Annotated in this window: 16 protein-coding genes; 9 read left to right on the top strand and 7 right to left on the bottom strand. The window is 62.9% G+C overall.

The window, feature by feature from the left end:
* Positions 1-87 precede the first annotated feature (87 nt).
* From waaF to MOP87_RS19170, 7 genes are read left to right on the top strand one after another with little or no spacing between them, the layout of a single operon-like run.
* Complete coding sequence (gene waaF, locus MOP87_RS19200) at positions 88-1137, top strand: lipopolysaccharide heptosyltransferase II (protein WP_242809900.1); 1050 nt, start codon at positions 88-90, stop codon at positions 1135-1137.
* Positions 1138-2196, top strand: coding sequence for a lipopolysaccharide heptosyltransferase I (gene waaC / locus MOP87_RS19195; RefSeq protein ID WP_028686647.1), 1059 nt, complete (start codon positions 1138-1140; stop codon positions 2194-2196).
* Positions 2196-3320, top strand: coding sequence for a glycosyltransferase family 4 protein (locus MOP87_RS19190; protein WP_027913583.1), 1125 nt, complete (start codon positions 2196-2198; stop codon positions 3318-3320). The genes waaC and MOP87_RS19190 overlap by 1 nt, the downstream gene beginning before the upstream one ends.
* Positions 3317-4123 carry a lipopolysaccharide core heptose(I) kinase RfaP gene (rfaP, locus tag MOP87_RS19185; RefSeq protein WP_027913584.1) on the top strand — a complete coding sequence of 269 codons (807 nt, stop codon included), beginning with the start codon at positions 3317-3319 and terminating at the stop codon, positions 4121-4123. Before MOP87_RS19190 ends, rfaP begins: the two co-directional genes overlap by 4 nt.
* A complete protein-coding gene (locus tag MOP87_RS19180; RefSeq protein WP_027913585.1) occupies positions 4123-4857 on the top strand; it encodes a lipopolysaccharide kinase InaA family protein in 735 nt (244 codons plus the stop codon). Before rfaP ends, MOP87_RS19180 begins: the two co-directional genes overlap by 1 nt.
* Entirely contained in the window at positions 4854-5606 is a 753-nt protein-coding gene (locus MOP87_RS19175) for a lipopolysaccharide kinase InaA family protein (RefSeq protein WP_059183569.1), read from the top strand. The genes MOP87_RS19180 and MOP87_RS19175 overlap by 4 nt, the downstream gene beginning before the upstream one ends.
* Positions 5606-7048 carry a lipopolysaccharide kinase InaA family protein gene (locus MOP87_RS19170; protein ID WP_145278946.1) on the top strand — a complete coding sequence of 481 codons (1443 nt, stop codon included), beginning with the start codon at positions 5606-5608 and terminating at the stop codon, positions 7046-7048. Before MOP87_RS19175 ends, MOP87_RS19170 begins: the two co-directional genes overlap by 1 nt.
* Here MOP87_RS19170 and MOP87_RS19165 read toward each other — a convergent pair.
* The 3 genes from MOP87_RS19165 to MOP87_RS19155 form a co-directional block, all read right to left on the bottom strand.
* Positions 7021-9819: a DUF6543 domain-containing protein gene (locus MOP87_RS19165; RefSeq protein ID WP_088522857.1), complete on the bottom strand. Its 2799-nt coding sequence runs from the start codon at positions 9817-9819 to the stop codon at positions 7021-7023. The two genes, MOP87_RS19170 and MOP87_RS19165, sit on opposite strands and share 28 nt — an antisense overlap.
* A gap of 108 nt (positions 9820-9927) precedes the next feature.
* Complete coding sequence (locus MOP87_RS19160) at positions 9928-10638, bottom strand: 3'-5' exonuclease (RefSeq protein WP_027913589.1); 711 nt, start codon at positions 10636-10638, stop codon at positions 9928-9930.
* A complete protein-coding gene (locus MOP87_RS19155; RefSeq protein ID WP_027913590.1) occupies positions 10635-12572 on the bottom strand; it encodes a putative nucleotidyltransferase substrate binding domain-containing protein in 1938 nt (645 codons plus the stop codon). The genes MOP87_RS19160 and MOP87_RS19155 overlap by 4 nt, the downstream gene beginning before the upstream one ends.
* 209 nt (positions 12573-12781) lie before the next feature.
* On the opposite strand from MOP87_RS19155, the gene MOP87_RS19150 reads away from it, so the two are divergent.
* Positions 12782-13234, top strand: a complete 453-nt coding sequence (locus MOP87_RS19150) for a response regulator (RefSeq protein WP_027913591.1) — start codon at positions 12782-12784, stop codon at positions 13232-13234.
* Positions 13235-13301: 67 nt separating this feature from the next.
* On the opposite strand, the gene MOP87_RS19145 is transcribed toward MOP87_RS19150, so the two are convergent.
* A complete protein-coding gene (locus MOP87_RS19145) occupies positions 13302-15479 on the bottom strand; it encodes a malate synthase G (protein WP_027913592.1) in 2178 nt (725 codons plus the stop codon).
* A gap of 444 nt (positions 15480-15923) precedes the next feature.
* Here MOP87_RS19145 and MOP87_RS19140 point away from each other — a divergent pair, with 444 nt between their 5' ends.
* Positions 15924-16442: an ACT domain-containing protein gene (locus MOP87_RS19140; RefSeq protein ID WP_027913593.1), complete on the top strand. Its 519-nt coding sequence runs from the start codon at positions 15924-15926 to the stop codon at positions 16440-16442.
* A gap of 245 nt (positions 16443-16687) precedes the next feature.
* On the opposite strand, the gene rarD is transcribed toward MOP87_RS19140, so the two are convergent.
* The 3 genes from rarD to MOP87_RS19125 form a co-directional block, all read right to left on the bottom strand.
* On the bottom strand, positions 16688-17575 hold the full coding sequence (gene rarD, locus MOP87_RS19135; protein ID WP_049695338.1) for an EamA family transporter RarD: 888 nt from the start codon (positions 17573-17575) through the stop codon (positions 16688-16690).
* A 62-nt stretch (positions 17576-17637) separates the two neighbouring features.
* Complete coding sequence (locus tag MOP87_RS19130) at positions 17638-18612, bottom strand: serine/threonine protein kinase (RefSeq protein ID WP_028686641.1); 975 nt, start codon at positions 18610-18612, stop codon at positions 17638-17640.
* A 96-nt stretch (positions 18613-18708) separates the two neighbouring features.
* Entirely contained in the window at positions 18709-19473 is a 765-nt protein-coding gene (locus MOP87_RS19125) for a TOBE domain-containing protein (protein WP_027913596.1), read from the bottom strand.
* Positions 19474-19527: the final 54 nt, after the last annotated feature.

The raw sequence follows: 19527 nt of genomic DNA, 5'->3' as shown, positions 1-19527 counted from the left end.
CACTGTCGGCCACATAGCCTGAATATAAAGAGGGGAGGCCAGGCTGAATCGCAGCCTGTCGCCTCCCCGAGCGTTTCTGGACCTAGCATGAGAATACTGATCATTGGCCCCAGCTGGGTCGGCGACATGGTGATGGCGCAGACCTTGTTCCAGTGCCTGAAACAGCAGCACCCCGACTGCGTGATCGATGTGCTGGCCCCCGAATGGAGCCGGCCAATCCTCGAGCGCATGCCCGAGGTGCGCCAGGCCTTGAGCTTCCCGCTCGGCCACGGTGCGCTGGAGCTGGCCACGCGGCGGCGCCTCGGCAAGTCGCTCAGTGGTCAGTACGACCAGGCCATCTTGTTGCCCAATTCGCTGAAATCGGCGCTGGTGCCGTTCTTTGCCGGTATCCCCAAGCGCACCGGCTGGCGTGGCGAAATGCGTTTCGGTTTGCTCAACGATGTCCGCAAGCTGGACAAAGCGCGTTACCCGCTGATGATCGAGCGCTTCATGGCCCTGGCCTATGCCCCGGGCGCCGAGCTGCCAAAGACCTACCCCCAGCCCAGCCTGCAGATCGAGCCACACAGCCGTGAGGCGGCCCTGGCCAAGTTCGGCCTGGAGCTGGACCGTCCGGTGCTGGCGCTGTGCCCAGGCGCTGAATTCGGCGAAGCCAAGCGCTGGCCGGCCGAGCACTACGCCGCCGTGGCCGATGCCATGATCCGCCAGGGGTGGCAGGTCTGGCTGTTCGGCTCGAAAAGTGATCACCCAGTGGGTGAGCAGATCCGCGAACGGCTGATCCCTGGCCTGCGCGAAGAGTCCGTGAACCTGGCCGGTGAAACCTCCCTGGCCGAGGCGATCGACCTGATGTCCTGCGCAGACGCTGTGGTCTCCAACGATTCCGGGTTGATGCATGTGGCGGCGGCGCTCAATCGCCCGCTGGTCGCCGTATACGGCTCGACATCGCCTGGCTTCACGCCGCCGCTGGCCAGCCAGGTCGAGGTGGTGCGCCTGGGCATCGAATGCAGCCCTTGTTTCGATCGCACCTGCCGCTTCGGTCACTACAACTGCCTGCGTCTGCTCGAACCCGGTCAGGTCATCGCCGCGCTGACCCGTCTGGGCGGTGCGAACATCATCGACGTGCTGACCGAGGTCGACTAAGTGCGGGTACTGATCATCAAGACGTCCTCGCTGGGCGATGTGATCCACACGCTGCCAGCGCTCACCGATGCAGCCCATGCCATACCCGGCATCCGGTTCGACTGGGTCGTCGAGGAAGGCTTTGCCGAGATACCCAGCTGGCATCCGGCGGTCGATCAGGTCATTCCGGTGGCCATCCGTCGCTGGCGCAAACACCTCTGGCAGACCGTTCGCAGCGGCGAGTGGAAGGCCTTCAAGCAGCGCCTGCGCGAACGCCAGTACGACTTGGTGATCGATGCCCAGGGCCTGGTCAAGTCGGCGTGGCTGACCCGCTACGTGAAGGCGCCGGTCGCAGGCCTGGACCGGTATTCGGCCCGTGAGGGCTGGGCCAGCCGCTTCTACGACCGACGCCTGTCGGTTGCGGTCGGCCAGCATGCCGTCGAGCGCGTGCGCCAGCTGTTCGCCATGGCGCTGGCCTATGACCTGCCCGAGGGCATTGGCCGTTACGGCCTGGACCTTGAGCGCTTGCAGTTGCCGCCGGCAGCGCCCTATGTGGTTTTCCTGCACGGGACCACCTGGACCACCAAGCACTGGCCCGAGGCCTACTGGCGCGAGCTGGCCGAGCGCATGGGCCGGCGCAGGCTGGAAGTGCGCCTGCCCTGGGGCAACCCGGCCGAGAAGGCCCGGGCCGAGCGCATCGCCCAAGGCTTGAACCATTGCCAGGTACTGCCCAAGTTGAACCTGGCCGGCGTCGCACGTGTGCTGGCCGCTGCAAAGGCCTGCGTCGCCGTCGATACCGGCCTGGGCCATTTGGCGGCAGCCCTCGATGTACCGACGCTTTCGCTGTTCGGCCCTACCAATCCGGGCCTGACCGGCGCCTATGGACGGACCCAGATCCACCAGGCCAGTGACTGGCCGTGCGCACCCTGCTTGCAGAAGAAGTGCACCTACAAACCGAGCGCCGAAGACCTGCGCCGGTACGATCTGAACCGCGAGTGGCCATTGTGTTTCACTCGCCTGAATCCCGAGCATGTAGCGAGCCGCCTGAGCGCGCTGCTGCTGGCTGAGGATGTCCGTTGATGCAACTGGCTTTCGTACTTTACAAATACTTCCCCTTTGGCGGTCTGCAGCGCGACTTCATGCGCATAGCCCTGGAGTGCCAGCAGCGCGGCCACCAGATCCGGGTCTACACACTGATCTGGGAGGGCGACATTCCGCCGGGCTTCGAAGTGCTGGTGGCGCCGGTCAAGGCGATCTTCAATCACCGGCGCAACGAGAAACTCACCGCCTGGATGCAGGCCGACCTGGCCAAGCGCCCGGTAGACCGGCTCATCGGTTTCAACAAGATGCCAGGGCTGGATGTGTACTACGCCGCCGACGGCTGCTTTGAGGACAAGGCGCAGAACCTGCGCAGCGACCTGTACCGCCGCTGGGGCCGCTATCGGCATTTCGCCGAATACGAGCGGGCGGTGTTCGCCAAGGATGCCGGCACCCAGATCCTGATGATTTCCGAGGTGCAGCAGCCGCTGTTCATCAAGCACTACGGCACCCCGGTCGAGCGTTTTCACCTGCTGCCACCGGGCATTTCCCAGGATCGTCGGGCGCCGCCCAACGCTGCTGAAATTCGCGCCGACCTGCGCAAGGAGTTCGACCTGGCCGAGGATGCGTTGCTGATCGTGCAGATCGGTTCCGGTTTCAAGACCAAGGGCGTGGACCGCAGCCTCAAGGCGTTGGCGGCATTGCCCGCGCCCTTGCGCAAGCGCACCCGGTTGCTGGTGATCGGCCAGGACGACCCTAAGGTCTTCCAGTTGCAGAGCGCGACGCTGGGCCTGGGCGACCAGGTGCAGTTTCTCAAGGGGCGCAGCGATATCCCACGCTTCCTGCTGGGCGCCGACCTGCTGATCCACCCGGCTTACAACGAGAACACAGGCACCGTGCTGCTTGAAGCCCTGGTCGCCGGCCTGCCGGTGCTGGTTTCGCACGTGTGCGGCTATGCCCACTACATCGCCGAGGCCGACTGCGGTTTGGTGCTGGACGAGCCGTTCGAGCAGGAGCAGCTTAACCGCTACCTGCAGCGTATGCTCGATGACCCCGCGGCGCGGGCCGATTGGTCGCGCAACGGCCTGGCATTTGCCGACACGGCCGACCTTTACAGCATGCCGCAGCGTGCCGCCGATGTAATCCTAGGGCAGGAGGGGGCATGAAATTGATCGTGGCAGAGCCCTTCAAGCGGCTTTGGGCTGGGCGCGATGCCTTCGAGGCGGTAGAAGCGCTGCAGGGCGAAGTCTATCGGGAGCTCGAGGGGCGCCGCACCCTGCGTACGGAGGTCGCCGGCGAAGGCTTTTTCGTGAAGATCCACCGCGGCATTGGCTGGGGCGAGATCTTCAAGAACCTGCTCACGGCCAAGTTGCCGGTGTTGGGCGCCGGCCAGGAGTGGCAGGCCATCGAGCGCCTGCACCAGGTTGGCGTGCCAACCATGACGGCCGTGGCTTTCGGTGAGCGGGGCGGCAACCCGGCCACTCAGCATTCGTTCATCATCACCGAGGAACTGGCGCCGACCGTCAGCCTGGAAGACTTCAGCATCGACTGGATCAGGCAGCCGCCTGCGCCACGCCTCAAACGTGCCCTGATCACGCGCGTGGCCGAGATGACCGGTGGCATGCACCGTGCCGGCGTCAACCACCGGGACTGCTACATCTGTCACTTCCTGCTGCACACCGACCGGCCCGTGACGGCCGATGATTTCAAGTTGTCGGTGATCGACCTGCACCGCGCCCAGACCCGCCCAGCCATCAGCCGCCGCTGGCGCAACAAGGACCTGGCTGCCCTGTATTTCTCAGCCCTGGACATTGGCCTGACCCAACGCGACAAACTGCGTTTTCTGCGCAGCTACTTCCAGCGCCCGCTGCGTCAGGTCATGAAGGACGAAGCTGCACTGCTCGCCTGGCTTGAGCGCAAGGCGCAGAAACTCTACGACCGTAAACAACGCTATGGGGATGCACTCTGATGGCCAGTTGGACACTGGCGCCAGGTTACGCGCACCTGGCGAATGATTTCGGCAGCCTCGAGGCGGTATTCGCCCTTCAGGGCGAACGCCTGACCCGGGATCCGCTCAGCGAAGTGGTGCGTGTCGAGCGTGAAGGCGTCAACTATTACGTCAAGCGCTACACCGGTGCTGGCAAGCACATGCGCCGCTACCTGGGTCGCCCACGTATCAAGGCTGAATGGCAGAACCTCAAGCAGTTCGCCAAGTGGGGCATCCCCACGGCCGATGTGGTCGCCTGGGGGCTCGAACGCAATGGCCTGGCGTTCGGCCGTGGCGCAATGATCACCCGCGAGCTGCCCAACACCGAGGACCTCTCGGCACTGGCCGACCGCAACGATGCCCGCCTGGCCGATCGCGCCTGGGTGGACCACATCAGCCGCCAGCTGGCACGCCACACCCGGGTCATGCACGAGCATCGCTTCGCCCATAACGATTTGAAGTGGCGCAACCTGCTGGTCGATGACCAAGGGACGCTGTTCTTCATCGATTGCCCCACGGGTGACTTCTGGCGTGGGTTCATGTGGCGCCATCGCCTGATCAAGGACCTGGCCTGCCTGGACAAGGTCGCCAAGTACCACCTTTCGGCAACCCAGCGCCTGCGCTTTTACTTGCAGTACCGAGGCCGCGACCGGCTCAATGCCCGTGACAAGAAGCGCATTCGTCAGGTGCTGGGCTTTTTCGAGGGAAGGGAATGACCGACTATATGGCCAGCGCAGACCGTGCGTTGCTCCAGCGCCATGGCCTGGACGACTTCGAGGCGCTGTGGGCGCTCGAACTCGACGCGGTGGACGAGCCCAATACCGGCCGCGGCGGCTGGAGCAGCGTGTACCGCCTGGAACTCGAGGGCAAAGGGTATTACCTCAAGCGCCAGAGCGACTACCTTACCCGTAGCCTGCACAAGCCCTTTGGCGAGCCGACCTTCGCTCGCGAATTTCGCAATATCGTTCGCTATCAGAAGCTGCACATTCCTGCATTGGAGGCAGTGTTCTACGGTGAGCGCAAGCAAGGTGGCAAGCACCGGGCACTGTTGATGACCCGCGCGCTGGACGACTGGCGCGACCTCGACAGCCAGTTGCTGCAATGGCCCGAACTCGATGCATCGGTACGCGATGGCATGCTCCAGGCCTGCGGTCAGTTGGCGCGCACGCTGCACGGTGCTGGGCAGGTACATGGTTGCTTCTACCCCAAGCACATCTTCCTGCGTAAGCGCAAAGAAGGCTGGGAGGCGCAGTTGATCGACCTGGAGAAGACCCGGCCCTTGCTCTTCGGCATGCGCGACCGCCTCAAGGACCTCGAGCCCTTGCTGCGCCGGGCACCGGTATGGAGCGACGGCGAGATACGCACATTGCTGGCAGCCTACCTCGCACAACCCATCGACAGCACGCTGGTCCAAACCTGGGTCAACCGCCTGGTACAACGCCGTCATCACAAGGAGGCTCGCTGATGCAGCTTTCCGAGCTGAAGGACACAGGGCGCAGCCCATCGCTGCCGCTTGCCATCAACCTCGCCGATGCCGCCGGTAGCGCCGAGCTGCAGTTGCTCAGTCTACTGCGCGTGCTGCCGGGCCAGCGTTATGTGGGGGCCGGGGTATGGCGTGGCAGGCCGGTACTGGCCAAATTGCTGGTGGGCAGCAATGCCGCGCGCCAGTTCCAGCGTGAGCTGCAAGGCGTGAAGCTGCTCGCCGCGCAGGGGCTGACTACGCCGGTGCTGCTCGCCGATGGCCTGGTGGAGGGTGAGGGCGGCTGGCTGTTGTTCGAGTACCTCGATGGCGCGCAAAGCCTGGCCGATGCCTGGGCGGCGGTCGAGCACCTGCCTGTGCTCGCCGACGAGCAGCAGCAGGTGCTGGGCGAGGCCCTGGCGGCTGTGGCGCAGATGCACAAGCAGGGGCTGTGGCAGGAGGACCTGCACTTGGACAACCTGCTGCGTCATGCAGGCAAGCTGTACCTGATCGATGGGGCCGGTATCAAGGCTGAAACGCCAGGCCAGCAGCTTTCTCGCCCTCGCGTGCTGGAAAACCTTGGTGTGTTCTTCGCGCAGCTACCCAAGCGCCTGGAGCCGTACACCGAGGAGCTGCTGGTGCATTACCTGTTGGCCAATGCCGAGCATGCATTGCCGATGGAGGCGTTGCAGAAGCACATAGACAAGATCCGCGTCTGGCGCCAACGCGACTTCCTGAACAAGGCCGGCCGCGATTGCAGCCTGTTCAGTGTGGAGCGCAGCCTGACGAGCCTGCGGGCTGTGGTCCGTAGCGAGGCCCAGGCCCTGTTGCCGGTGCTTGAGCAGGCGGATGAGCTGATCGACCGTGGGCACCTGTACAAGACTGGCGGCGCAGCCAGCGTGGCACGGGTCGAGGTGGATGGCCGCAAGCTTGTCATCAAACGCTACAACATCAAGAACACCCTCCACTGGCTCAAGCGCTTCTGGCGACCGAGCAGGGCCTGGCACTCGTGGATCGAAGGGCATCGCCTGTCGTTTCTCGACATCGCTACCCCGCGCCCGCTGGCGGTGCTGGAGCAGCGAGTACTGGGTTTGCGCACGCGCGCCTACCTGGTGACCGACTACATCGACGGCCCCGACCTCATCGAATGCTTTGCCCCCTTCGTCGAGCAGGGCGATGCGCCGGCCGAACAGGTGGAGGCCTTGGTGCAGCTCATGCAACAGCTGATCCGCGAGCGCATCAGCCACGGTGACTTCAAGGGGCACAACCTGTTCTGGGAGCGGGGCCGGTGGTCGCTGATCGACCTGGACGCCATGTGCCAGCACGGTAGCCAGGGCAGCTTCGCGCCGGCTTTCGCTCGGGACCGGGCGAGGCTACTTCGCAACTGGCCGGCTGAGAGTGCCTTGTACCAACGGCTGGATCAGGTGCTGCCTACAGTGACGGCATAAGCGGCAGGCAGTGCCAGCCAGTCGCTGCTTCGCCCCGGTTGGCGCACGCGTATACGCCATTGACCGTCGTGCCAGCGCAGGATTGCCCATGCGGTGGTGGTCGCAGCGGGCTGTCCGGGTATCAGCAGATGGTAGTGATCCGCCAGCAGGTGGGCACGCACGGGCAAGGCATGGCCACCGGCGAGCAAGTAAGGTTGGCCGTCGCTTTCGTACAGTTCCTTCGCCCCTTCCAGTGGGATCCCGTCTGGGGGCGCGGGAAGCTGACAGAGCTCCAGCAATGCGTTGAGGTCTGGCAGGCCGTCGTGCCACAGCACGGGTGAGTCGACGATCCATTCACCTTCAGCGTTCCGTCTGACCGCCACCTTGCTGTAGGCATCGGTTTTCCTGGGGTCTATGGCACGCCAGCGATAACCGTCGAACGCCACCTGATAGTACCGGCCTTGCTTGTCCTGGATGTAGTAGAGGGCCAGTCCCGCACGTTCGGATGGCTTTTCATACACGCCTTCGCTATGGATGCCGTCGATTCGGTAACGCAACTTGGCGGTGTCCGGACGTACCTGGAAGGTAGGCGGTAGCATCAAGGGTGGGTTGGGAGGCATGGCGCGAATGGCGCGCCTGATCACTGTCGTGCCGCCGATGCTGTTGACCCCGTCGCTCATGTGGGTAAAAGCCTCCACCATATGCTTGAGCACGCCTACCCGATCTTTCTTTTCCAGCGCTTCAAGGCTGTCCAGCACGCTCAGCACCGCGCGGGCGAATGCCAACGGCGCCAGGCCACGTACCGGAATCACGAAGCTGAGCAAATCGAGTATTATCCACAACGCATGCAGGCTGGCCTCGCCCAGCAGCTCCAGTTTGGTGTTAGTGCTGGCATCGACCGTCGACATGAGCGCGCGGACCTCTGCCAGATAACAGGCGTGCAAAAAATTGCCGGAGATGACCGGGCGACTCAGACGCTGAGCGAGCCCGCCCTTGGTCAGCAAGCGCTCGATGGTTTTGCGCCGGGCCAAGGGTATGCGGTCCATCACGTAGGTGCGTAGATCCGGGTTGGCGCGGAGCGATCGGATCAGCGCACGCGCATTGGCGTATTCGCGCCAAGGCCTGCGATCCGGTGCATCTGGCGCATACACCAGAAAGCGCTGCATTTGCGGTGTTTCAGGCGTGATCAGCAGTACCCCCTGTACGGTGTGCCCGGCAATCAGCAACTGCCGTACACTCAGGCGGTTCTCTTGCACCAGGGGGCGCCAGTCGCTGTCGGGGTAGTTGAGCACGGTCCTGCTCCAGCGATAGCCCTGCTCAAGCGGGTCGGGCATGAAGTGGCCGGCATAGCGGGCTTTGGCGGCTTCAGCCCGCATGCGAGCACAGTTGATTCGCGCATGTGCATCCCGTCGCCACTGGCCTTGCTCCAGATCGATCAAGTGGCTGCGTAGAAAGCGTGAATAGCTGTCGCCGACATTGAGCTCACGGACCATCTGCCGAGCCTGCGCAGGGGACAAGCCTTGAATGTTTGTCTCGTCCTTATGGTGGACTCGAGCGGTCAGCCAGTAGTCCAGGTCCAGCAAGCCCACATTCACCAACGCCAACTGATCCAGACTGTAGGTTTGCCTGACCAACTCCACGGTGTCCCCTGTCTGCGGCCGGCTAGCGATGGGTATATAGCTGCTGGGCTGAGCTGGAGGCATCACCGGGCCGGTCTGACGGGCAATGGTGACGCTGATGAAGATCTGTTCGGGTGCCAGATCGAGTTGGTGGTCCAGTCTCAATCGCTCGCTGAGGCGAGCGCGGGTCCACTGCAGCAGGCTGTTGCGTTCGGTGAACTGTTCAAGCGTAGGAATGCCCGACGCTGCGGCCTGATCGATGGCCACGATCAGCTCCTGCATCGTCTGCATGATATGCGTGAGCCCTTGGGTAGAGGTCTTCTTGAGCCAGGCAGGAGCGTGCTTTTCAAGCAGCAGGCCATAACGCGTCGGCAGCGCTGCCTTGCTGGTCACCCAAGGCAGCAGGTCTGCGGCCGTTGCCAGGCGTTCGGCGAACCCAGTTTGATCCACGGGTTGGCTGCCCCATACCGCGTTCAATCGCGCTCGCTGGGCATCGATCAAGGCCTGAATCTGGACTTCCACTAGATCGTCGGGCAGCCAGTCGTAACGCAGTCGTTGTGCGTTATGGGCGCGGTCGGCATCACCAGGCGCCAGTAGCTTGAGCATCGGCTGACTTTGCAGGGGATCATCCAGCCGCTCGCACAGCTCAAGGTGCAGGCTCTGGACATCGGCGAACGCTTCGATGCCGTGGGAGAGGCTGCATAACAAGGCTGGGCCGCCGGCCGCATCGCCCGTCATCATCTGTCCCTCGATACTGCCTTGTACAAGCAGTATGGCGCCGGGCAAGTAGGCCCGCCAGTTGGGTCTTGAGCAATCGAGCAGCAGCCGATAGAGCTGTGGGCGCTTGGACGCTTCGATGCCCTGGCGAGTCCAGGACATGGGTTGGTCAAGGCACATCTGTAATAGCGATGCTGCCAGAGGCTCCAGTGTTGCGTCAGCGATGCGCAGGTCCATTTCGGCCTGAAGCTGTTGTCGCCGAAGCGCAATGAGCCGAGCACGGCGGTTGCTGCCTGCTTCGTCCGGCAGGTTCCAGTAGTCTGCCAGCGCGCCGAAGAATTGTTGCCGGCCCGCCAGTGGTGAAAGCTGCAGGTCTGGTAAGGGCAGGGGAGCCAGTAGGGCAGTGATTTCAGCGTCGAATGACTCGAAATGTTGCAAGGGTGAGACGGATGACATGGTGCGAACTCCTTTAGAGAGATCGCGAGCCTGGGCGATATGGCAGGGGCATGCGTGCTAGCCCGCTACCGCCATCACGTAGTAAGGGCCGGCTGCCTGACCCGTTGCCTATAGGCCGTGGCGCTGGGCCATCCGACGTCGCCAGTTCTGCAGGCATTGCTCAAGTTGCGCCGGGCTCTGGATGTGCTGGCGGCGCGCCTGGCTCAAGAGAATCAACGCCAGCTCTGCGGTCACCTGTGCGTCGGCGCTGGCGTGATGACGCGCTTGTACCTGCAGCTCGAAACGCGCTACCCAGTCATCGAGACCGGCTTCTCGCAACACCGTGTCGGGATTGAGCATGGGTGCCAGCTCGGCCACATCGAGGAAGGGTATTTGCAGACGATGACCCAGGCTCTGTCGGAGGGCCCGTGCCAGCATGCGCTCATCGAACGGCGCATGGAAAGCCAGCACCGGGCTGGTGCCAATGAACTCGAGCAGGTCAAGCAGTGCGTGCCCTGGGTCGCAGCCCGCTGCCAGGGCGCTTGGGCCCAGGCCGTGTATCAGGACGCTGGGGTTGGTCTTCTGCTCAGGTCGGTACAGGGTCCGCTCGAACTGCTGCGAGAAGTCCACTGCCCCGTCCTCGATGGCCACTGCGCCTATGGACAGGACTTGATCGCGGTTGGTGTTCAGGCCACTGGTTTCCAGGTCAAGTACCACCCAGCGCTGCTCGCGCAGGGTGCAGGTGCCAAGCGCGGTGGGTAGGGGCAAGGCCGCCAGGCGTTCGCGCTGCGAAAGCGCCAGTTGCGGAGCTTGGGGGCGCAGCCATGCGAAGAAGCTCACAGCTGGTACCTCATGGCCAGGCTGCTTTGCAGCCGCTGAGCCTGGCGCAACGACTCGCGCAGGATGCGCCGGTCCAAGTGGTTGAGGCTGTCTGGGTCCAGGCGGTTGGAGTAGGCCAGGTTGTCGCGTGCCTGGCGTTGATGTTGCTGCATGCGGGTCTGCTGGATGAAATGGTACGCCTCTTCGTAGGCGGCGCCGTCCAGGGGATCGATCACACCCTTGACCACCAGTTGGCGGATGCGCTCCAGGGTATTGCAAGCACCGATCCCATGGGCCAGCGCCAGCACACGTGCGCCATCGACGAAGGGCGTCAGGCCCTGAACCTTGAGGTCCAGGGTGCCAGCCTTGTCAGTGCCCTGGCGTGTCAGCACGAAGTCGCGCAGACGCCCCACAGGCGGGCGTTGGCGCAGGGCGTTGTCAGCCAGCATGCGTTGGAAGATACGGTTGTCGGCTATCTGCGTCAGCAATGTGCTGCGCAACGCCTCGCACGTGTGTTCGTCGCCCCAGACTACTCGCAGGTCGAAGTAGATGCTCGAGCCCAGGAGGTTCTCCGGGCTTGCGTCACGCACGAAGCCGGCAAAGCGCCGTGACCACTCACTGTGGGACAGGCATAGCGCAGGGTTGCCGGCCATGACATTGCCCTTGCACAGGGTAAAACCGCACTGCGCCAGGCATTGGTTGATGTACTGCGCCAACGGTAGCAGCCGCGCCCGGATGGCCTGCGCTTCGGTGTCATCGGCTGCGTCGAAGAGGATACCGTTATCCTGGTCGGTGTGCAGGGTCTGCTCGCGCCGCCCTTCACTGCCAAAACAGAGCCAACTGAACGGCACCCCCGGATCGCCACGTTCTGCCAGCGCCAGTTCGATGACCCGGCATACCGTGTGGTCGTTGAGCAAGGTGATGATCTGGGTGATCTGCGTAGAGGAGGCACCGTGGGCGAGCATGCGCTCGACCAACTGACTGATTTCGCCTCGCAGGGAAACAAGCGTGTCCAGGCGCGGCGCATGACGAATGGTACGCGCCAGGTGCACAAGGTCCACCCGCTGCAGGGAAAACAGATCGCGCTCGGACACCACCCCACACAACCGCCCGCTCTCCACCAGGCACACGTGCGCGATATGCCGCTCGGTCATCGCCATGGCCGCATCGAAGGCACTCGCCTGGGGGCTCAGGTAGAACGGTGCGGCGGTCATGTGCCGTGCAATGGGTGCACCCAGATCGGCATCGGCTGCGGCAACCACCTGGCGCAGATCGCGCAAGGTGAAAATGCCCGTCGGCTGGCGCTGCCCATCGACGATCACGATCGAGCCAACCTGCTGCTCATGCATCAGCCGCACGGCTTCGCGCAGCGGTGTCTCGGGGGCGCAGGCCACGGGGTGACGCATGGCCAATTCGCCTAGCGGTGTATTGAGGGAATACTGGGTGCCCAGGGTTTGCACCGCCTGTTGACGGACCTGTTGGTTGACCTGATCCAGAAGACTGCTGACCCCTCGCAAGGCGAAATCGCGGAACACCTCGGAAAGGGAAAAGACGCGGATGAATGCCGCCTTGTTCAGTTGCAGGCAGAAAGTGTCGTCACCGGCCAGGTGCTCCGTACGCGTGGCTCGCTCGCCGAGCAAGGCTGCCAGTGGAAAACACTCGCCGTGGGTAATCTCGAACGTGGTTTCGACGCCGGGTTTGACCAGGTGCTGCCGCTCACCAACCACGCGGCCCTGCTTGACGATGTAGAAGTGCTCGACCGGCCCGTCGCTTGGCTTGATGATGCTTTCGCCGCTGGCGTAGAAGCGCAGCTGGCACTGCTCGACCAAGTAGGCCAGATGGCTCTGCTCCATCTGGTTGAAGGGCGCAAAGCGCTGCAGGAATTGCAGGGTGCCCTGGATGTTTTGCAGCACTGCCGTTCTACCCGCTTGCTGGTAGGCGTCTTTTTTGCTCATCGACCTGACCGTATCGCTACGCCGAACTATATATATCTATCTATAGGGTCGGCTTTGTTGTTTTCGGCATTCATGGTCGGCCTGCAGAGGGCGTGGTGCCCATTGGACGTAAGTCTAGGGCACGAACACGTCAATAATCCGACGAAAGGTAAATTGTGTGTCGGAGAATCTGCGGTCTTACCAGTAGAGCGAATGGATACGAGACGACCATGTCCGAGCACACCGACATCTTGAGCGACGCAGAGCGTGCGGCACTCGCTGCTGTGAGTGCGCCGCCGCCTGCCCGGCCGGTAGTGCTCGTGGTCGACGATAATCCGGTCAACAGCGAAGCCTTGATGTTGTATCTCAAAAGCAAGGGTATCGACGGCATGACGGCCGATGGCGCCCAGGAGGCGCTGTTCAAGCTCCATTGGGAGCCTCGCATCGCGCTGATGATCACCGACCTGCGGATGCAGCCCGAGGATGGGCTGTACCTTATCCACAAGGTGCGCGAGATGCAGGAAGCGGACCGGGCTGCGCTTTCGATCATCGTGGTATCAGGCGATACCGATGTGAAAGAGGCCGTTGATGTCATGCACCTGGGGGTTGTGGACTTTCTGTTGAAGCCCGTCGACCTGGCGAAACTGCTCGAACTGGTGAAGCGCGAATTGAAGCTGGCCTGATGTGCAAGCGGGGCCCGAAGGCCCCGCCGATCAACGCTGCAAGCAGCTCACGCTATACGCCGGTCGTTCAGATCCCGTTGCGTGCCTTGAACTCACGGCGACGGCGATGCAGCACAGGCTCGGTGTAGCCGTTAGGCTGCTTGGCACCTTCGAGCACCAGCTCGACTGCCGCCTGGAAGGCAACGTTGTCGTCGAAGTTGCCCGCCATCGGGCGATACAGCGGGTCGTTGGCGTTCTGCTTGTCGACCACTGCCGCCATGCGCTTGAGGCTTTCGAGCACCTGCTCCTGGCTGACTACACCATGTCGCAGCCAGTTGGCCAGCAACTGGGCGGAAATGCGCAAGGTGGCGCGGTCTTCCATCAGCCCCACGTTGTTGATGTCGGGCACTTTGGAGCAACCCACACCCTGATCGATCCAGCGCACCACGTAGCCCAGGATGCCTTGGGCATTGTTGTCCAGCTCGTTGCGGATTTCCTCGTCCGACCAGTTGGGGTTGGTCGCCAGCGGAATGGCCAGGATGTCATCGACCGAAGCCGGTGTGCGCGAAGCCAGCTCGCGCTGGCGCGCCTGCACATCCACCTTGTGGTAGTGCAGGGCGTGCAGGGTGGCTGCCGTCGGCGAAGGCACCCACGCGGTATTGGCACCGGCCAGCGGGTGAGCGATCTTCTGCTCCAGCATGGCGGCCATCAGGTCGGGCATGGCCCACATGCCCTTGCCGATCTGCGCACGCCCTTGCAGGCCGGTGGCAAGGCCTACATCGACGTTGTTGTTCTCATAGGCGCCGATCCACTTCTCGTTCTTCATGGCGCCTTTGCGCACGACCGGGCCTGCCTCCATGGAGGTATGGATTTCGTCGCCCGTGCGATCGAGGAAGCCCGTATTGATGAACACCACGCGCTCGGCAGCGGCCTTGATGCAGGACTTGAGGTTGACCGTTGTGCGGCGCTCTTCGTCCATGATGCCGACCTTGACGGTATTGCGCTGCATACCCAGCAGGTCTTCGACCCGGCTGAATATCTCGGCGGCGAACGCCACTTCCTCCGGGCCATGCATCTTCGGCTTGACGATGTACACACTGCCGGTACGGGTATTGCGGCGGCTGGTGGTGCCGTTGAGGTTGTGCAGCGCCATGAGGTTGGTGAACAGACCGTCCTGGATACCTTCCGGGACTTCGTTACCCTGCGCGTCGAGGATGGCCGGGTTGGTCATCAGGTGACCCACGTTGCGTACGAACAGCAGCGAGCGACCATGCAGCGTGACGCTGCCCCCGTTCGGCGCTGCGTACTCGCGATCGGGGTTCATGGTGCGGGTGAACGTCTTGCCGCCCTTGCTGACGCTTTCGGCCAGGTCACCTTTCATCAGCCCCAGCCAATTGCGATACACGATCACTTTGTCGTCGGCGTCGACTGCCGCCACGGAGTCTTCGCAGTCCATGATGGTGGTCAGTGCCGATTCCATCAGGATGTCCTTGACGCCTGCGGCATCGGTGCTGCCCACCGGGGTACTGGCATCGATCTGGATTTCGAAGTGCAGGCCATTGTGCTTGAGCAACACGGCAGTGGGGGCGTTGCTGTCGCCGTGGAACCCGACCAGTTGGGCGTCGTCACGCAGGCCCGTGTTGCTGCCGCCTTTGAGGGTGACGACCAACTGGCCGGCCTCGATGCGATAGGCCGTGGAGTCGACGTGCGAGCCAGCAGCCAGTGGTGCCGCTTCGTCGAGGAAGGCACGGGCGAAGGCGATCACTTTGTCGCCACGTACCTTGTTGTAGCCTTGCCCCTTTTCGGCGCCGCCTTCCTCGCTGATGGCGTCGGTGCCGTAGAGCGCATCGTACAGCGAGCCCCAGCGGGCATTTGCGGCGTTCAGGGCAAAGCGTGCATTCATGACCGGTACCACCAACTGCGGACCGGCCATGTGGGCGATTTCTTCGTCCACGTTTTGCGTAGTGGCCTGGAAATCGTCGGCTTGTGGCAGCAGGTAACCGATTTCCTGAAGGAAAGCCTTGTAGGCCGGGGCGTCGTGGGCCTGGCCTTTGCGGGCCTGGTGCCAGGCGTCGATCTGGGCTTGCAGCTCGTCGCGCTTGGCGAGGAGGGCTTTGTTCTTTGGAGCGAGGTCGTTGATGATCTTTTCAGCACCTGCCCAGAACTGCTCGGCGATGATGCCGGTTCCGGGGATGGCTTCGTTGTTCACGAAGTCGTACAGGACTTTGGCGACCTGAAGGCCACCGACTTGAACGTATCCAGTCATTGCTTGCCTCACTCTGCTCAGCTATTTCGCTCTTTTGTATTGAGCCTGTAGCGCTTCTCCTCGCACGGCACCAGTGCATGCCTCCGGTACAAGCCCGGACGCGGCTGGGTGCGGTTTGCCTGCCTGACAGCAAGCAACGTGCATTCTTCACAGGCGCCTCGACAGACCTTCAAACGACGTTGTGTAGTCCGCGCCCACGGATACTACATGAAGCAGCCGGCTGGGCACTATCAGACTAAAAGCGCCGTCAGGCGACCTGTTGGTCGCACAGGATCCTGCAAGGAAGCGCCATGTTCGCAAAAAACGGAGTGATTGTTCCAGATAAATCTAAAAACAGTACACGATTTATAAGGAGGATTGCCCTGCGGCAGGTTGACGCGCCTTGCCTATACTGTGGCGACACCTTGGCGCTGTATGGCCTGAACCCCACTCGAGGAACATTCCGTGGAACATCTTGTGCTCACCGTGATCGCCCCGGACAAGGCCGGCCAAGTCGAGCGGATCGCCCAGTGCATCGCCGACTTCGAGGGTAACTGGCTGGAAAGCAGCATGTCGCGCATGGCTGGGCAATTTGCCGGCATCCTGCGGGTGGCAGTGCCGGCGGATCGGTATGACGCGTTGGTGGACGCGCTCGGGGCATTGTCCGCACACGGCATTCGCGTGCAACTGGCCGAAAGTGGCAGCGAGCCTGCCCATGCATCCAAACCCTTTGGCATGGAGCTGGTAGGTAACGACCGGCCAGGGATCGTGCGGGATATCACCCGTGTGCTGGCCGAGCTGAATGTGAACGTCGAACGGATTGCCACAGAGGTACGCCCGGCACCGATGAGCAACGAACCCCTGTTTCATGCCGAGGCCCTTCTGGCATTACCCGCGTCCCTGCCGCTGGAGCAGCTGCAGCAACGTCTGGAAGCGCTGGCCGATGACTTGATGGTGGAGTTGCGGTTGCGCGCGGATGAGTAAATGCGGCTCGCCACTGCCGCAGACTCTGGCAGAGGTTATCCCGATTTAGAGAGGACGGCCTTGTGGATAAGCTGGGGCTATCGGGCCCCAGCGCCCGGCTTGCAAGGGCTGCAGAGATTTGATCGAAAATTGATCAATGCAGAGGGGTTGTGCACAAACGGCGGGGACGAGGGTGTGGATAAGCTCTGGAGATGTCTCTGCAGGCCATGTATATCAAGGCGTACAGAGACATGATCGTTTTTTGATCAGCGACTTTTACGCAAACTCCACCACGCATCGACGCTGTACAACGCCAGCCCTGCCCAGATGAACATGAATGCCGTAAGCGTGCTTGGGGATAGATGCTCGTCGAACAGCCAGATGGCCTGGAGCAAGACCAGCGTTGGCGCCAGGTATTGCAGAAAGCCCAGCGTGGTGTAGGGCAGATGCCGTGCGGCAGCGTTGAAACACACCAGCGGCACCAGTGTCACGGGGCCTGCAGCCATCAGCCACAAGGCCTCGCTTGTGGTATAGAACTCACCTTGCGCGCTCATCGCGCCGGGGTGCAGCAGCAACCACCCAAGCGCCAGCGGTACCAGCATCCAGGTCTCGACAACCAGGCCGGGCAGGGCCGCCACGGGGGCTTGCTTGCGAATAAGCCCGTAGAACCCGAAGGTCAGCGCCAGTGCCAAGGATACCCAGGGCAGGCTGCCCACCTGCCAGACCTGTTGCATGACGCCGAGCGCGGCCAGGCCGACCGCCAGCCACTGCAAACGGCGCAAGCGCTCGCCGAGAATCAGCATGCCGAGCAGCACGTTGATCAGCGGGTTGATGTAGTAGCCAAGGCTGGCCTCGAGCATGCGTCCGTTGTTCACCGACCAGACATACGTCAGCCAATTGGCTGCGATCAATGTGCCGCTCAATGCCAGGATGGCCAAGCGCCGCGGGTTGTCGCGCAGGTCGCGCCACCAGCCGGGGTGTTTCCAGAAGGCGAGCAGTATCGAGCCGAACAGCGCTGACCACAGCACACGGTGGACGATGATCTCCACGGCGGGGACGCTTTGGATGGCTTTGAAGTACAGGGGGAACAGGCCCCAGATGATGTAGGCACTCAGGCCCAGTAGATACCCGCGACGCGGGTTTGCAGCGTGCATGCAGAGTCCTTGCTTAAGATGCTGATTAACGGCAGCTATTGTAGACAGCGCCGACGGTCGATCTAGAACAACTTGAGTGGGGCTTCATCGAGGGCGGCCATTTGCTCACGCAGCGCCAGAATCTGATCACCCCAGTATCTAGGCTGACCGAACCACGGGAAGCTGGGCGGAAATGCCGGATCGTCCCAGCGACGCGCCAGCCAGGCACTGTAGTGGAGTTGACGCAGGGCACGCAGCGGCTCGATCAACGCCAGCTCACGCGGGTCGAAGTCGTGAAATTCGTTGTAGCCCTCGACCAGCTCGGCCAACTGGCCCTGACGCTCATCCCGATTGCCTGCCAGCATCATCCACAGGTCCTGTACCGCAGGGCCCATGCGGCAGTCGTCCAGGTCAACCACATGGTAGATCTCGTCGCGGTGCATCAGGTTGCCCGGGTGCAAGTCACCGTGCAGGCGGATGACCTGGTGCGGGGTGCGGGCATAGATGGCTTCCACTCGAGCCAGTACATCGCGCGCGACCGATTCGAAGGCGGGCAACAGTTCCCGGGGCACGAACCCGCCTTTTAGCAGTGTGTCCAGTGAGGCGTGCCCGAAGTTATCCACAGCCAACGCTTCCCGGTGTTCGAACGGCCGGCTGGCAGCCACGGCATGCAGGCGTCCGATCAACTGGCCCAAGCGGTACAACTGATCGAGGTTGCCGGGTTCAGGGGCATGCCCACCACGGCGCGGGAACAGCGTAAAGCGAAAGCCGCCGTGTTCGAACAGCGTGTTGCCTTGATGCTGCAGGGGCGCTACCACCGGCACTTCGCAGCCGGCCAATTCGGCCGTGAAGCGGTGTTCTTCGACGATGGCTGCATCGCTCCAGCGACCGGGTCGATAGAACTTGGCGATCAAGGGCTGCTCGCCCTCGATGCCCACTTGGTAGACGCGGTTTTCATAGCTGTTGAGTGCCAATACCCGCGCATCGCTGAGAAACCCCAATGATTCCACGGCGTCGAGCACCAAGTCGGGGGTGAGTGTGGCGAACGGGTGGGACATGATGACTCCGGCGGTAGGCAGCGTGGCCCCCATGTTACCGCGTTGGCCACCGAGGCGCCGCAGGGCACTCGGCCATGTGCCAAACGCCGTTACAGGTCAGGCCGGGATACCAATCACCACATCGGCGGCCGAGAACTGCGCACGCAGGGCGCTGCCAACGGTCACCTGGTGCTCTGCCAGCCAGGCCGGTTCGGCGAAGGCGCACAGGGTCTGACCATTGCCAAGCGCAAGGCGCACCTCGTGGGGGCCATCGGTGCCCGTCAGAATCGAGTCCACGGTCACCTGCAGGCAATTGTGCTGTTGATCCGCCTCGTCGCTGTGGCCCAGCAGGCGCACCCAACCTGCCTTGAGCAAGGCCACCACCGTCGTGCCCAAGGTCAGCCCAAGGCGCTCGGTGCTGTCATGAGTGATCAAGGCTTCGATCTGCAGCCCCCCACTCAGTGCAAGGCCGACCCGGTCATGCCACCCCACGCGATGAAGGGCGCTGACCTGGCCTTGCAGCTGATTCCGGGCGCTGGTGCGCAGCATCAGGCGACCGAGCAGGTCAAGGTCGCTCACATCATCGGTGGCTTCGAGCAACTGAGCTTGCAAGGCTTGCAGGCGCTGATACAGCCGCAGCACCCGTTCGCCTTCGGCAGACAGGCGTGCACCGCCGCCGCCGCGCCCGCCAGTGCTGCGCTCTACCAAGGGGCTGCTGGCCAGGTTGTTGAGTTCATCGATCGCATCCCAGGCAGCTTTGTAGCTCATGCCGGCAGCCTTGGCGGCGCGGGTGATGGAGCCCTGCTCGGCAATGTGCTGCAAGAGGGCCACGCGCTGTGGGCGGCGGGTAATGTGATGGGTCAGTGGGGCAGGTAAGGGCATGGGCATCCGACCGGTTCGGTGATGGGCCAGTGTACGGGGTGGGCGTAGCGTACC

This window comes from Pseudomonas sp. I3-I5 (assembly GCF_022699445.1).
Taxonomy (GTDB): Bacteria; Pseudomonadota; Gammaproteobacteria; order Pseudomonadales; family Pseudomonadaceae; genus Aquipseudomonas; species Aquipseudomonas fulva.
The sequence above is the reverse complement of the archived record's forward strand: the minus strand, read 5'-3'. Positions and strand labels throughout refer to the sequence as shown.